The sequence below is a fragment of the Saccharothrix deserti genome (genome assembly GCF_009769385.1).
GTDB classification, from domain to species: domain Bacteria; phylum Actinomycetota; class Actinomycetes; order Mycobacteriales; family Pseudonocardiaceae; genus Actinosynnema; species Actinosynnema deserti.
Genome location: NZ_VKAB01000001.1, coordinates 427,795 through 442,928, shown reverse-complemented (window position 1 = coordinate 442,928; position 15,134 = coordinate 427,795). Strand labels below are relative to the sequence as shown.

The following is a 15,134-nucleotide window of genomic DNA, read 5'->3' as shown; positions in this document are numbered from 1 at the left end:
CGCGAGGGGTGGGAGCGGTGCCTCAGAGGTTACTCCGCCGCAACGCGCCGATGACCAGCACGGCGGCGAGCGCGAGTGTGATGACGTGCACGGCCGTGCACCACAGGCAGATCTTGCCGATGAGCAGGAACTCGGCCGCGACGAGGTAGACCACGAACAGCACGCCGACGCCGACCGACGCCAGCCTGGCCCAGTGCAGGGCCTCGTTGCGCCAGGCGAACGGCAGGCACGCGACGGTCAGGAACGCGAAGAACGCCAGGCCCAGGACCGCGACCGGGATACCGAGCAGTTCCGACTGCTCACTGGTCGTGACCGTGCCGCAGTCGATGACCTCGCCTTCGGCGCACAACAGGGCGCCCGCGGTGAAGTGCGCGATGGTGAGGTAGGTCGAGACGGCCAGGCCCGCCAGCGACAGCGCCAGGCTGACGACCGGCACCCAGCTCAAGGTCCGCGTGTTCGAACTCACTCTTCAGACTTTAGGGACGGCGGCGTTGTGTCCTGGTCAGGGACGGGGCGCGCCGGAGTGGAGCCACTCTCCTCTGTGACCTCTTCGGTGACCTCGGTCTCCACGTCGGCAGGCGCCTCGGCCGGCTCATCGGCGGCCTTCGGGTCGGGGATGCGGCCACCGCTCACCGCGGCCAGCGCGGGCAGGTGACCGGCCCGGACGGCAGGTAGCCGGACCAGCGAGTCGTCGGTCAGCACGGCGCTCAGCCACCCCCTGGGCGTGACTTTGATCGCCTTCACGTCCGCCCACGCCACCTCACGCCGACCGAACGTCGAACGCGCTACCAATCGCTCGCGGTCCACCGTGGTCCGGTTGCGCAGCACCCACACCGCGAACGCCGCCGGCAGCAGGTAGACGGCCTGCAGACCGGGCGCGGCGAACGCGAACGGCGTCGCGCCGATCGCGGCGAGACCGGCGGCGAGCAGGGCGGGGGTGGGGATGCGGAACACGACCTTCGGCACCCCGGAGATGCTGCCACCGGTCGTCCGAGCGGGTGACTTCGGCCCACGTCCACGCACCCGGGGACTTCCACCATCCGGGAGCGTCGTCCCGCAGAGTTGACGCTCCGCACCCGGTGCGGTTAACGTCAGCGCCATGCAGCGCAACCTCGTTCTCGTACTTCCCAGGCGCGTCGACGCCTAGGCATTCGAGCTTGCGTCGACGCGCGACCCTCGTACGACCCGTTCGGGTTGGCGAGGGTTTTTTCGTGCCCGGACCGTGCATTCTCCTTACCCACGAGGCAGACAGATGACCAGCGCAACCTCGCGACCGGCTCCCGGTGAGCCTCCGTCGCCCCGCCCTGGACCGCGGCCGAAACCGGCCCCGCCGAGCGGCGCTCCCATCCGCGTGACCGGTGCCCAGGCCCTCGTCCGCTCACTGGAAGCGGTGGGCTGCGAGGTGGTCTTCGGCATTCCCGGCGGCACGATCCTGCCTGCCTACGACCCGCTCCTCGACTCCACCAAGGTGCGCCACATCCTGGTCCGCCACGAGCAGGGCGCGGGCCACGCCGCGACCGGGTACGCCCAGGCCACCGGCAAGGTCGGTGTCTGCATGGCGACCTCGGGCCCCGGCGCGACGAACCTCGTCACGCCGCTCGCGGACGCCAACATGGACTCCGTCCCGGTGGTCGCCATCACGGGTCAGCAGTCCCGGCCGCTGATCGGCACCGACGCGTTCCAGGAAGCCGACATCTGCGGCATCACGATGCCGATCACCAAGCACAACTTCCTCGTCACCGACGCCGCGGACATCCCGCGCGCCATCGCCGAGGCGTTCCACCTGGCCTCCACCGGCCGACCCGGTCCCGTCCTGGTGGACATCCCCAAGGACGTGCTCCAGGAGATGACCTCGTACTCCTGGCCGCCGGAACTGCGCCTGCCCGGTTACCGGCCGACGACCCGGCCGCACGGCAAGCAGGTGCGCGAGGCCGCGAAGCTGATCGCCGCGGCCCGCCGTCCCGTGCTCTACGTCGGCGGCGGCGTGATCAAGGCCGAGGCGTCGCCCGAACTGCTGGAGCTGGCCGAGTCCACCGGCATCCCGGTGGTCACCACGCTGATGGCGCGCGGCGCGTTCCCCGACTCGCACCCGCAGCACCTGGGCATGCCCGGTATGCACGGCACGGTGTCGGCGGTCGCCGCGATGCAGAAGTCGGACCTGCTGATCGCCCTCGGCGCGCGGTTCGACGACCGGGTCACCGGGAAGCTGTCCACGTTCGCGCCGGACGCGCAGGTCGTGCACGCCGACATCGACCCGGCGGAGATCTCCAAGAACCGCCGCGCGGACGTCCCGATCGTGGGCGACTGCAAGGAGATCATCGGCGAGCTGGTCGACGCGGTCCGGGTGGAGAAGGAGAACGCGGCCCGCGCGGTCGACCTGACGCCCTGGTGGGCCCAGATCAACGCGCTGCGCGAGACGTTCCCGCTGGGCTACGACTGGCCCGAGGACGGCACGCTGTCGCCGCAGTACGTGATCGAGCGGATCGGTGTGCTGACCCCGGCGGACACCCTGTTCACCGCGGGCGTCGGCCAGCACCAGATGTGGGCGGCGCAGTTCGTGAAGTACGAGACGCCGCGCACGTGGATCAACTCCGGCGGCCTCGGCACGATGGGGTACGCGGTGCCCGCCGCGATGGGCGCGAAGGCCGGTGTGCCGGACGTCCAGGTGTGGGCGATCGACGGCGACGGCTGCTTCCAGATGACCAACCAGGAGCTGGCCACCTGCGCCATCGAGGGCATCCCGATCAAGGTCGCCGTGATCAACAACGGCAACCTGGGCATGGTCCGCCAGTGGCAGACCCTGTTCTACGGCGAGCGCTACTCCAGCACCGACCTGGGCACGCACAAGCACCGCATCCCCGACTTCAAGCTGCTCGCCGAGGCGTACGGCTGCGCCGGCCTGCGGGCCGAGTCGCGCGACGAGGTCGACGCGGTCATCCAGAAGGCCATGGAGATCAACGACCGGCCGGTCGTCATCGACTTCGTGGTCGGCAAGGACGCCCAGGTGTGGCCGATGGTCGGCCCGGGCACCGGCAACAGCGAGATCATGGCCGCGCGTGGCATCCGCCCGCTGTTCGACGAGGACGAGTGACGATGACGAGGCACACCCTGAGCGTTCTGGTCGAGGACAAGCCCGGTGTCCTCGCCCGGGTGGCGGGCCTGTTCTCCCGGCGCGGCTTCAACATCGAGTCGCTCGCCGTCGGCCGCACCGAGCACCCCGACATCTCCCGGATGACCATCGTGGTCTCGGTCGACGAGCTGCCGCTGGAGCAGGTGACCAAGCAGCTCAACAAGCTCATCAACGTCATCAAGATCGTCGAGCTGGAGCCCGCCGCGTCGGTTCAGCGGCAGCTCCTGCTCGTCAAGGTGCGCGCCGACGCGACGGTGCGCAGCCAGGTCCTGGAGACGGTGCAGTTGTTCCGCGCGAAGGTGGTGGACGTCTCGCCCGAGGCGGTCACGGTCGAGGCCACCGGCACGTCTGAGAAGCTCGACGCGCTGCTGCGGATGCTGGAGCCCTACGGGCTCCGCGAGATCGTCCAGTCCGGCATGGTCGCCATCGGCCGTGGCGCCCGCTCCATCACCGCGACCGCGGTGCGCTGATTTTCCGGTTCCGAGGAAGGAAGTACCACCAGTGAGCGTCGAGATCTTCTACGACGACGATGCCGACCTGAGCATCATCCAGGGGCGCAAGGTCGCGGTCATCGGCTACGGCAGCCAGGGCCACGCGCACGCGTTGAGCCTGCGCGACTCCGGCGTCGACGTCCGGATCGGCCTCCCCGAGGGCTCGAAGTCCCGCGCCAAGGCCGAGGAGGAGGGCCTGCCGGTCGGCACGCCCGCCGAGGTTTCGGCCGAGGCCGACCTGATCATGATCCTGGCGCCGGACACCGCGCAGCGGCACATCTACGCCAACGACATCGCGCCGAACCTCAAGGACGGCGACGCGGTCTTCTTCGGCCACGGCTTCAACATCCGCTACGGCCTGATCACCGTGCCGTCCAACGTGGATGTCGCCATGGTCGCCCCGAAGGGTCCGGGCCACCTGGTCCGCCGCCAGTTCGTGGACGGCAAGGGCGTGCCCGCGCTGATCGCGGTCGAGCAGGACGCCTCCGGCAACGCGCAGGCGTTGGCGCTGTCCTACGCCAAGGGCATCGGCGGCACTCGTGCGGGCGTCATCAAGACGACGTTCAAGGAGGAGACCGAGACCGACCTGTTCGGTGAGCAGGCGGTGCTGTGCGGTGGCGCGTCCGCGCTGGTGCAGGCCGGTTTCGAGGTGCTGACCGAGGCCGGTTACGCGCCCGAGGTCGCCTACTTCGAGTGCCTCCACGAGCTGAAGCTGATCGTGGACCTGATGTACGAGGGCGGCATCGCCCGGATGCGGTACTCCATCTCCGACACCGCCGAGTACGGCGACCTCACCCGGGGCCCGCGCGTCGTCACCCCGTCGGTGAAGGAGGAGATGCGCAAGATCCTGGGCGAGATCCAGGACGGCACGTTCGCCACCGAGTGGGTGAACGAGGACGACGCCGGCCGCGGCAACTACAAGAAGTTGCAGCAGGAGGGCGAACAGCACCCGATCGAGGAGGTCGGCAAGAAGCTGCGCGGCCTCATGTCGTGGGTCGACCGCCCCATCACCGAAACGGCCTGAGACCAGCTGTTTCACCCATCGGAGCCCGCAGTGTTCTCGAACGCTGCGGGCTCCGGTATACCTAGGTGCCATGACCGACAGCGCGCCCATCTACGACGACAAGGCCCATGTCCGGGGCAACCTCGACCTCACCGGCGCCGAGTGGATCCGCAGCGACGAAGGCGCGGAGGAGGAAGAGGAGCACGTCGAGATCGCGTTCGTCGAGCACACCGACGGCGTGACGTACACGGCGATGCGCAACTCCGCCCACCCCGAGGGCCCGGTCCTGGTCTTCACGCCCGCCGAGTGGGAGGCGTTCATCCTCGGCGTCAAGGACGGCGAGTTCGACGAACCCTGGTGATGCAGGTGCCCGCCGGGGCACTTCGAGTTCCCCGGGATGAGTTCGACTCCGCTTCGTATCTGAAGCGATCCGGGTAAGCCGGTTCCTCGGGCGGGGGCCGTTCGGGTGGGTTGCGGTTGATTCGAACGGGCCCGTCCAACCTCGCCCGGCGCCACCGCAATGGCCTGCCGGCGCTGTGTGGCACTACCACGGGCTTCCCCGGCGCGGTCGTGGTCGACGCGGACCGGGTGGAAGGACCGCGGTTCTCCGGACCGATGACTTTCCCGTCCGCGGCTGGGCGTCTGCCCGTCGGGATCTGGATCTGCTCGCGGGGCACCCGTCGGATTTGACCTGAAGTCAGTCCAGGGCCGCTGGGATGACCGCTGCGCCTGGCTGCTCGCCGCACCTTCTCGGTCAGTGGGTGAACCGGCCGAGCCACGGGTGCGCGTAGGGCGGTGGGTGAACAGGGGTGTTGCAGGACACGTTGGTTTCGTGAAGGGCGTGGTGGGCCGCGGGCAAGTAGAGGCGTGACAAGGATGACCGCGAATTCAGCCGGCCCCGGCCCGGGGCCGCCGCTCGGGGATGGCCTGGATCTGTCGGGGCCGGATCCGAGGTCGGTGTTCGGGCGGCTCTTCGACGAGCACGCCGGGTCGTTGCACGCTTACCTGGCTCGTCGGGTCGGGGACCAGACGGCTGATGACCTGGTGTCGGAGACGTTTCTGGTGGCGTTGCAGCAACGGCACACCTACGACCCGGCTCGGGCTGGGGTGCGGCCGTGGTTGTACGGGATTGCCGGCAACCTGCTGCGGCGGCATGTGCGGCAGGAGGTTCGGGGCTGGCAGGCCAGGGCCCGGATGGTGGGGTCGGAGCGGGTGCAGGCGGAGTCGCCTGAGGTCCGCACGACCGAGCGGGTCACCGCGCAGCAGCAGGTCCGGCAGCTGGCCGGTGCGCTGGCCGCGCTGGAGCCCGGGGACCGGGACGTGCTGCTGCTGACTTCGTGGAGTCGTCTGAGCTCGACCGAGGTGGCCCAGGCCTTGGGCATCCCGGTGGGCACGGTCTACTCGCGCCTGCACAGGGTGCGCCGGTGGCTGCAGTCACACAGTTCTGTCGCGACCAGTGGAATGGAGGACGGCGATGCGTGACGGGGATCGGGCCGGGATGCGGCAGGTGTGGACCGAGGACGAGCTCGACCGCGCGCTGGCCGGACTGTACATGGACATCAAGACTGATCAACGGGGTCTGGCCGGGGTGCGGGAGAACCTGATGGCGGCCGCGGACGGCCAGGCCCAGCCGCGGCTGGGCCTGGTGGAGACCGGCACGGTCGAGATCGGGGAGGGTGCGCGTCGGCGGCGGCCGTTGCGCCGCTGGTTGGCCGCGGCGGCCGCGGTCGCGGTGCTCGCGACCGGGGGTGTGTTCGCACAGACGGTGTTGTTCTCCGCCGACACCGCCACCGCCCAAGCGCAGGAGGCGTTGACCAGCGCCGCCGATGTCGCCGCGCGGGCCGACGATCCGGTGTTGGCGGGCGGCCAGTACCGCTATGTGGCCACCCATGCCTGGTGGATCAAGACGACGGGCGCGGAGAGCAGGAGCTTTTCCTTCCTCAACGAGAACCTCGTCGAGACTTGGATTCCCGCCGATCCGAACGGGGAGTGGCTGCAGCGGCGCCGGGAGACCGGCAACCGCAAGTGGGTGAAGGGCACCGAGGCCGAAGCCCGTGCGGCCGGGGCCGTGATCGAGGAGATGCCGTGGCCGGAGCAGCGCGCCAAGGGCGGCGACTTCGTCCAGGGCGCTCCCGAGCACGGGAACTGGCAGTTCCCCGAACCGGAGTTCCTCGCCGGCCTGCCCACTGACCCCGAGCAGTTGTACGAAAGGCTGCGTGAGGACAGCGGCGGCGGTATGCAATCCCTGGTCTACGCCGCGGACGCGTTGCGCACCGGTCTGATGCCCGCCGCGGCCCGCGCGAACCTGCTGCGGGCGTTGGCCCACCTCCCCGGACTGGACGTCACCGACCGCGCCGCCGATCTCGACGGCCACAAGGGCGTGGCGCTGGGCATCTCCGAGGGCGGAGAGCGCCAGGAGATCATCCTCGACCCCGGCACCGGCGAGGTGATCGGGGAACGCAAGGTGTCCGACTCGATGTTCGCCGACATCCCGAAGGGCACCGTCACCAGCTACTCCTCCATCACCACGGCGGTGGTCGACCGCATCGGCGCCGAACCCACCCGCTGATCCGAAGCATTCTGGTGGTGGGCGCGACGAAAAGCCCACCACCAGAATGTCATCGGTTGGTCGGCAGTCGAGGCGTTCGCACCCTCCTCGCGGCATGGGGCAGCGCGGAGTGCCGCAACTGGTGCAGTTCCCACGGTCCGCCGGGCAGCTTCCCGGTGGCTTGCTCGAAGCGTTCGGCCGCCCACCGGTAAGACAACCGCGCCCGAACGCCGTCCGCTCAGGTCCCGCCGTTCCAGTAGCGCCGCAGGGAACCGACCAGGCAGTCGCAGTGGAGTTCGGTGTACCCGCAGGCCCAGCACTCCCGGGAGTGGGCGTTGCGGATGTGGGCCTGTTGGGCCTCGTACCCGCTGTACGTCGCCGAGCACAGGTGGCAGTGCGTGACGCGGACCGCGGCCGGCCGGTGCACGACCGGCCGGGTGGCCGCCACCGGCGCGATCGGCCTGGCGAGTTGCAGTGCGGCCGGTCGGGCCGCCAGGGGTAGGCCGAGTTCGAGCCGCCGCCCGCCGAGCACGGCGGTGTGCCCGGTGCCGGCGGTGAACGGGTCGGGCCGCGCGAACAGCACGGCGCGCTGTCCGGCGAACGCGCCCAGCGAGTAGGTGCCGTGCGGGACCGTCACGTCCACCCGCTCACCGATCCGCGCGGGCACCACGAGCCGGCCACCGGGAATCCCGCCGGCGGCCGGGGTGTGGTTGGTCACCACCAAGCCGACGGGGTCGCCCGTGCGCAGCCCTTGGCGCCGGGCCGAGTCGGTGAGGCTCGCGTTGAGCGACAGGACGCCCTGCCGGGTGGTGGGCGTCGCGCGCAACGCGGGCAGGGAAACCGCCTGGCCGGACGCGTTCACCGCCTGCGCCGGGCCGCCGTACGAGTCGAACAGCAGCTCGCGGCGGGTGAAGAGGTACTGCGCCAGGAACGCCACCGGCGGGCCCCACGGGCCCAGCACGAGCGTCGACACCAACTGCACCGCCATCGTGGTGCCCTCGGTCCACTCCCTCGACGTCGGTCGCCAGCTGATCGGCTGCTGGTCCGTCATGCCACCCCCATCGTCACCCGGCGCCGCTCCCCGGCCGTCGGCCGGAACGGGTTGTCGGTCATGTGGGACCCGATGCCGGGGACGCCACGGGTGATACGGCCGTGACCGGGCGTCAGCCGAAAAGTGGCCGCCCCGACACCGGGCATCCGCCCCGGTGACCGGGAGGTGCCCTCGCAGGACGCGCGTACCGGGTTCCAGCAGGTGAAACGCGAGACCCGGGTGTCAACCGCCGAGCGGACGCTGACTATGCTCGTTAACAACCCGGACACATTGCCGTGGCCGGCCGGCGCGGGTGACGACCTGCTCGACGGCCCCCGCGCTCCCCACCTGATCACACCACCGGGAGCGACGTCCGTGACCAAGCCCGTTGTCCTCATCGCCGAGAAGCTCGCACCGTCCGTTCTCGACGTCTTCGGTGATGGCATCGAGGTGCGCCACGTCGACGGCACCGACCGTCCCGCGCTGCTCGAAGCCGTCGCCGACGCCGATGCCCTCCTGGTCCGCTCCGCCACCAAGGTCGACGCCGAGGTCCTCAAGGCGACCACCAAGCTGAAGGTCGTCGCCCGCGCGGGCGTGGGCCTGGACAACGTCGAGGTGCCCGCCGCCACCGAGCGCGGCGTGATGGTGGTCAACGCACCCACCTCGAACATCGTCAGCGCCGCCGAGCACGCGGTCGCCCTGCTGCTGGCCACCGCCCGGCAGATCCCCGCCGCGCACGCCACCCTCCAGAACCACGAGTGGAAGCGCAGCAAGTTCAACGGCGTCGAGATCAACGGCAAGACCGTCGGCGTGGTGGGCCTGGGCAAGATCGGCCAGCTGTTCGCCGCCCGCATCGCCGCCTTCGGCACCACGCTGATCGCCTACGACCCGTACGTCAGCGCCGCCCGCGCCGCCCAGCTGGGCATCGAGCTGGTCTCCCTGGAGGAGTTGCTGGAGCGCGCCGACGCGATCTCGATCCACCTGCCGAAGACCCCGGAGACCAAGGGCCTCATCGGCGCCGAGCAGCTGGCCAAGGCCAAGCGCGGCGTGATCATCGTCAACGCCGCCCGCGGCGGTCTCATCGACGAGCAGGCGCTGGCCGACGCGGTCAAGGAGGGCCAGGTCGGCGGCGCGGGCATCGACGTGTTCTCCACCGAGCCCACCACCGACAGCCCGCTGTTCGGCCTGCCGAACGTCGTCGTCACCCCGCACCTGGGCGCGTCCACCACCGAGGCGCAGGACCGGGCGGGCACGGACGTGGCCAAGTCGGTGCTGCTCGCGCTGGCGGGCGACTTCGTGCCGGACGCGGTGAACGTGCAGGGCGGCGGCGTGGTCGGCGAGGAGGTCCGCCCGTACCTGCCGCTGGTGCAGAAGCTGGGCACGGTCGTCGCGGCGCTGAGCGCCAAGGCCCCGACCGCGGTCACCGTCGAGGTGCGCGGCGAGCTGTCCAGCGAGGACGTCGCGGTGCTGCCGCTGGCCGCGCTGCGCGGCGTGTTCTCCAGCGTGGTCGAGGAGCAGGTCACCTTCGTCAACGCGCCGGCGCTGGCGAACTCGCTCGGCGTGAGCGTGGACCTGGCGAAGGAGCCGGAGAGCGCCAACCACCGCAGCCTGGTCACGGTGCGCGCGGTGCAGGCGGACGGCGCGGTCATCACCGTGTCCGGCACGCTCACGGGTCTGGACCAGGTCGAGAAGCTGGTCGGCATCAACGGCCGCAGCTTCGACCTGCGCGCCGAGGGCAACGTGCTGCTGCTGGAGTACCCGGACCGGCCGGGCGTGATGGGCACCGTCGGCACGCTGCTCGGCGAGGCGGGCGTGAACGTCGAGGCCGCCCAGATCAGCCAGACCAGGGACGGCGCGGACGCGTTCATGCTGCTGCGCGTCGACCGCCCGGTGGACACCGCGGTGCTCAACCCGATCGGTGCGGCCGTCGGCGCGCGCACGGTGCGCTCGGTCAACTTCGACTGATCGGCCGACGCACGAAGTCCCCGAAACGGACTAATGCCGCCGAGACCTGTTGATGTTTATCGTCGCAGGTCTCGGCGGTGTCACAGTTGACTGTTGGTAAGCAAATCTGTGGGTGCCGTCACTCGTTCGGCTTAATTGATCAGCTCGATCGAGCGATTAGGTTCCTCCCCACGAGGTTGACCCGGTGCCGTAGAGGGCACGGCACCACGCGGGCAGTTCCCTCACTGGACGATGCTGCCTGCCCGGTCGAATCCGACCTCGCTTGGGGCACGTTGTGAGCCGATCTCGCGTTGTCGCCAGATCAGCCGTACCGGTGCTGGCCGCGATACTCGTCGCCGGGTCCACCGCCGGTACCGCGCTGGCCGCGGAAGATCCACTCGCGCCGTCCGTCGCCACCGCGCGCGGACTGGATGCGGGCAAGTTGCAGTTAAAGGTGTCCGACCGGCTGACCGCCGCCACGGGCAGGGTCACCGCGTTCGTGGAGCTCGATGCCAAGCCGGCCGTCGACACGTTCGCCGAGAAGACCGGCCAGGGTGCGACGAAGCAGCAGGCGAAGGACGCCGCGAAGGCGACCAAGAACGACACCGGCAGGATCGTCGACCAGGTGGTCACCGCCCTCCAGGGCAAGGACTCCGCCACCAAGGAGCTGTACCGCACCGCCAACGGCGTGCCGGGCGTGGTCGTCCAGGCCGACGCCGCCAAGGTGCGCGAGCTGGCGCAGCGCGCGGACGTGAAGTCCGTGCGCACGGTGGTGCCGAAGACCCGCCAGAACTCCAGCGCCGTGCAGCTGACGAACACGCTGAAGGCGTGGCAGGAGTACGGCAAGCTCGGTGACGACACCCGCATCGGCATCATCGACACGGGTATCGACTACACCCACAGCGATTTCGCGGGCCCCGGCACCATCGAGGCGTTCGCGGCGATCGACCCGACCAAGGTCGACGCCTCGTACTTCCCGACCGCCAAGGTGGTCGGCGGCTACGACTTCGTCGGCAACACCTACGACGGCTCCAGCAAGGACCCGGCGCTGAACACGCCGAAGCCGGACCCGAACCCGCTCGACTGCAACGGCCACGGCTCGCACGTCGCCGGCACCGCGGCGGGCTTCGGCGTCAACGCCGACGGCAGCACCTTCAAGGGCGACTACACCAAGCTCACCCCGGACGCGCTCAAGGCGATGCGCATCGGCCCCGGCACCGCGCCGAAGGCCCTGCTGTACGCGCTGAAGGTGTTCGGCTGCGACGGTTCGACCAACGTCACCGCGCAGGCCCTCGACTGGGCGCTCGACCCCGACGGCGACGGCGACTTCTCCGACCACCTCGACGTGGTCAACCTCTCGCTCGGCCAGGACTACGGCTCCCCGGACGACCCGGACAGCCTGTTCGTGCGCAAGCTCAACGCCTCCGGCGTGCTCACCGTGTTCTCCGCGGGCAACGGCGGCGACCTGTACGACATCGGCGGCTCGCCGGGCAGCACCCCCGAGGCGCTGACCGTGGCCAGCACCCGTGACGAGTACGTGCTGCGCGACGCGGTCGAGGTGACCGCACCGGCCGGCTCGGCGGGCCCGAAGCCCGGCCAGTACAGCCAGAACTTCAACTACGAGGGCAAGGACGTCGCGGCGCCGGTCGTCGCGATGACCGACGCGGCCAACAAGGACGGCTGCCTGCCGTTCTCGGCCGCCGACAAGGCCGCCGTCGCGGGCAAGATGGTGTGGCTGGAATGGGACGACAACGACGCCACGCGTCGTTGCGGCTCGGCCGGCCGCTCCAACAACGCGACCGCCGCCGGTGCGGTGGGCGCGCTGTTCACCTCGAACCTGGAGCACTTCAACGCCGGTATCGCGGGCAACGCGGCGATCCCGGTGCTCCAGCTCACCGGCTCGGCCACCGCGGCGCTGCGCCCGGCGCTGACCGCCGGCACGCTGGTGGTCCGCCAGGCGGGCGACCTGCGCACCTCGCTGCCGACCTACGACGCGTCGATCACCGACACCCCGAGCTCGTTCACCTCGCGCGGCGTGCGCGGCCCGGTCGTGAAGCCGGACGTGGCCGCACCCGGTGACACCATCGCCTCGGCGCTGGTCGGCTCGGGCAACAAGACCCGGGTGAACTCGGGCACGTCGATGGCCGCGCCGCACATCGCCGGTATCGCGGCGCTGGTGCGCCAGGTCCACCCGGACTGGACGCCGGAAGAGGTCAAGGCCGCGGTCATGAACAGCGCGGGCTCCGACGTCAAGGCCAACGGCAAGACCTACGCGCCCAACCGCGTCGGCGCCGGCCGCGTCGACGGCAAGGCCGCGGTGGAGAACCAGGTCCTCGCCTACGTGCAGGACGACCCGGGCGCCGTGTCCGCGTCGTTCGGCGTGGTCGAGGTGTCCCAGCCGGTGTCGAAGACCAAGACCGTCAAGGTGGTCAACAAGTCCACCAAGTGGGTCGACTACACCGTCGGCTACGAGGCGCTGACCCAGATCCCGGGTGTGCGCTACGACCTGTCCGCGAAGACCGTGCGGCTCAGCCCGCGCGGTATCGCCCGGGTCACCGTCACGCTGAAGATCGACGACCCGGCCGCGCTGCGCAAGACGGTCGACCCGACGATCGAGGCGAACCACCTGGGCGTGCCGCGCCAGTTCCTGGCCGACGCGTCGGGCCGGGTCGTGCTCACGCCGACGAGCGGTTCCGCGGTCTCCCTGCGGGTGCCGGTGTACTCGGCGCCGAAGCCGGTGTCGGACATCAACGTGCCGAGCAGCGTGCGGGTCCCCGGTTCCTCCGGCCAGACCGTGCTCAACCTCACCGGCCGGGGCGTCAACCAGGGCGCGTACAAGTCCCTGGTGAGCGTCCTGGAGCTGCAGGCGTCCTCGCCGCAGTTGCCGGAGTGCCGCCGCAACGTCACCACCAACTGTGTGCTGAACAACACGGCCAAGGGCGGTGACCTGCGCTACGTCGGCGCCGCGTCGACCGCGCCGCTGGCCAAGGCGCAGGGCACGCCGGAGAACGCGATGCTCGCGTTCGGTGTCGCGACCTGGGGCAACTGGTACAGCCTGGGCAACAACACCATCCCGTTCATCGACATCGACACCAACGGTGACGGCGCGTTCGACTACGAGGTCTACGCGACCAAGTTGACCGACACCGACCTGCTGGTCGCGTCCACGGTGAACCTGAAGACGGGCGCCACGGTCGACATCCAGGGCGTCAACGGCCAGTTCGGCGACGTCGACACCAACGTGTCCGACACGAACGTGGTGGTGCTGCCGGTGCTGCTGTCGGCGCTGGGAATCGACGCGTCGGCGGACACCTCGCGGATCGGCTACCAGGTCGGTGTGGCCGGTTACTACGTGGCTCCGGGCACGTCCAACGGCCTGATCGACTCGCTGCCGAACCCGCTGTCGTTCGACCCGCTCAAGCCGGGCCTGTGGGCGCAGGGCGGCGGCGACGCCGCGCTGTCCTACCAGTCCCGTCCGGGCACCGCGCTGGTGGTCAACCGCGACGCCGCGGCGCTGGCGACCGACGGTGCGGACAGCCTGCTGGTCCTGCACCACCACAACGCCTCGGGTGACAAGGCGGACGTGGTGAAGGTGCGGGCGAGGACGGACAACCGCTCAGCGGACTGATCGTCGTGCACCGCTCTGGCCGGTCGGGGTTGCCCCGGCCGGCCAGAGCCGTTTACGCGCTTCGGGTGACGACTGAACGGGGGCACTGAACCGTTCGGGTGTCCCGCAGTCCGGGAGATATGGCCACGGAGGGGTGTTCCGAGTGCGGTGGCACCGCTTCGGACAGGTAGCCTTTCGCATTGGAAACTAGTCCCGCGAGTTGGGACTGATACCTGGGAGGTGTGTGGATGCGGCTCGCAGTGATCCCAGGAGACGGGATCGGGCCCGAGGTCGTCGCCGAGGCCCTGAAGGTGCTCGGTGAGGTCGTTCCAGCGGCTGAGATCACCCGCTACGACCTCGGCGCGGCGCGCTGGCACGCCACAGGTGAGTTGTTGCCGGAGTCCGTGCTCGGGGAACTCCGCCAGCACGACGCGATCCTGCTCGGCGCCGTGGGCGACCCTTCGGTGCCCAGCGGGATCCTGGAACGCGGTCTGTTGCTCCGGCTCCGGTTCGAACTGGACCACCACGTGAACCTGCGCCCGGCCCGGCTGTACCCCGGCGTGCGCAGCCCGATCGCCGACCCGCCCGAGATCGACATGGTGGTGGTGCGCGAGGGCACGGAGGGCCTGTACGCCGGCAACGGCGGGCTCTTGCGGAAGGACACGCCGCACGAGATCGCGACCGAGGTGTCGATCAACACGTCGTTCGGCGTGGAGCGGGTCGTGCGCGACGCGTTCGCCCGTGCCGCGAACCGGCCGCGCAAGCACCTCACGCTCGTGCACAAGACCAACGTGCTCACGCACGCCGGGTCGTTGTGGTCGCGGGTGGTGGAGGAGGTGTCGTTGCAGCACCCCGACGTGACGGTGGCCTACCAGCACGTGGACGCGGCGACGATCCACCTCGTCACCGACCCCGGTCGGTACGACGTGATCGTGACGGACAACCTGTTCGGCGACATCCTGACCGACCTGGCGGCGGCCGTGACCGGTGGCATCGGTCTGGCGGCGTCCGGCAACCTCGACGTGACCCGGCGCAACCCGAGCATGTTCGAGCCGGTGCACGGCAGCGCGCCGGACATCGCGGGCCAGGGCATCGCCGACCCGACGGCGGCGGTCCTCTCCGTCGCCCTGATGCTCGACCACCTGGGCGAGTCGGAGTCGGCGCGCCGGATCGAGGCGTCGGTGGCGTTCGACCTGGCGACCCGCGACCACTCGTCGCCGGGCGCCACCTACGCGGTGGGCGACCGCCTGGCCGCCCTGGTCTCGTCCAACGTCCGAACCGGCTGACCACCGCGTGTGTCCTACGTTCAGCGCGCGTGTGTCCTACGTTAGCGTCGCGTGAGTCCTACCTTCAGCAAGCGTGTGTCCTACGTTCGGAACAC

12 protein-coding genes are annotated in these 15,134 nt (G+C 70.3%); 9 read left to right on the top strand and 3 right to left on the bottom strand.

Annotated elements, in window-relative coordinates; all coding sequences use genetic code 11:
- Window positions 1–22: 22 nt before the first annotated feature.
- Together FM051_RS13625 and FM051_RS13620 are read right to left on the bottom strand one after the other, a co-directional pair.
- On the bottom strand, window positions 23–466 hold the full coding sequence (locus FM051_RS13625) for a vitamin K epoxide reductase family protein (protein ID WP_158843279.1): 444 nt from the start codon (window positions 464–466) through the stop codon (window positions 23–25).
- Window positions 463–966 (bottom strand): PH domain-containing protein, encoded by a 504-nt coding sequence (locus FM051_RS13620; RefSeq protein WP_158843278.1) that lies wholly within the window; start codon window positions 964–966, stop codon window positions 463–465. The genes FM051_RS13625 and FM051_RS13620 overlap by 4 nt, the downstream gene beginning before the upstream one ends.
- A gap of 286 nt (window positions 967–1,252) precedes the next feature.
- Here FM051_RS13620 and FM051_RS13615 point away from each other — a divergent pair, with 286 nt between their 5' ends.
- The 6 genes from FM051_RS13615 to FM051_RS13590 all read left to right on the top strand — a co-directional run bounded on the left by FM051_RS13615 (window position 1,253) and on the right by FM051_RS13590 (window position 7,193).
- The gene (locus FM051_RS13615; RefSeq protein WP_162470708.1) at window positions 1,253–3,091 is read left to right on the top strand and encodes an acetolactate synthase large subunit; all 1,839 of its coding nucleotides are present in this window, start codon (window positions 1,253–1,255) and stop codon (window positions 3,089–3,091) included.
- Window positions 3,092–3,093: 2 nt separating this feature from the next.
- Window positions 3,094–3,600 carry an acetolactate synthase small subunit gene (gene ilvN / locus FM051_RS13610; RefSeq protein ID WP_053723072.1) on the top strand — a complete coding sequence of 169 codons (507 nt, stop codon included), beginning with the start codon at window positions 3,094–3,096 and terminating at the stop codon, window positions 3,598–3,600.
- A 31-nt stretch (window positions 3,601–3,631) separates the two neighbouring features.
- Window positions 3,632–4,645, top strand: coding sequence for a ketol-acid reductoisomerase (gene ilvC, locus FM051_RS13605; RefSeq protein ID WP_158843277.1), 1,014 nt, complete (start codon window positions 3,632–3,634; stop codon window positions 4,643–4,645).
- A gap of 70 nt (window positions 4,646–4,715) precedes the next feature.
- A complete protein-coding gene (locus FM051_RS13600) occupies window positions 4,716–4,985 on the top strand; it encodes a DUF397 domain-containing protein (protein ID WP_158843276.1) in 270 nt (89 codons plus the stop codon).
- Between the two features lie 515 nt (window positions 4,986–5,500).
- Window positions 5,501–6,106, top strand: a complete 606-nt coding sequence (locus tag FM051_RS13595; RefSeq protein WP_158843275.1) for an RNA polymerase sigma factor — start codon at window positions 5,501–5,503, stop codon at window positions 6,104–6,106.
- Window positions 6,099–7,193, top strand: a complete 1,095-nt coding sequence (locus FM051_RS13590; RefSeq protein ID WP_158843274.1) for a CU044_5270 family protein — start codon at window positions 6,099–6,101, stop codon at window positions 7,191–7,193. Before FM051_RS13595 ends, FM051_RS13590 begins: the two co-directional genes overlap by 8 nt.
- A 217-nt stretch (window positions 7,194–7,410) precedes the next feature.
- On the opposite strand, the gene FM051_RS13585 is transcribed toward FM051_RS13590, so the two are convergent.
- Window positions 7,411–8,223 carry a hypothetical protein gene (locus FM051_RS13585; RefSeq protein ID WP_158843273.1) on the bottom strand — a complete coding sequence of 271 codons (813 nt, stop codon included), beginning with the start codon at window positions 8,221–8,223 and terminating at the stop codon, window positions 7,411–7,413.
- A 354-nt stretch (window positions 8,224–8,577) separates the two neighbouring features.
- Here FM051_RS13585 and serA point away from each other — a divergent pair, with 354 nt between their 5' ends.
- From serA to FM051_RS13570, 3 genes are all read left to right on the top strand, one after another.
- Window positions 8,578–10,167, top strand: coding sequence for a phosphoglycerate dehydrogenase (gene serA, locus FM051_RS13580; RefSeq protein WP_158843272.1), 1,590 nt, complete (start codon window positions 8,578–8,580; stop codon window positions 10,165–10,167).
- Window positions 10,168–10,441: 274 nt separating this feature from the next.
- A complete protein-coding gene (locus FM051_RS13575) occupies window positions 10,442–13,774 on the top strand; it encodes a S8 family peptidase (RefSeq protein ID WP_158843271.1) in 3,333 nt (1,110 codons plus the stop codon).
- A gap of 227 nt (window positions 13,775–14,001) precedes the next feature.
- Window positions 14,002–15,039: a 3-isopropylmalate dehydrogenase gene (locus FM051_RS13570; protein WP_077009438.1), complete on the top strand. Its 1,038-nt coding sequence runs from the start codon at window positions 14,002–14,004 to the stop codon at window positions 15,037–15,039.
- Window positions 15,040–15,134 lie beyond the last annotated feature (95 nt).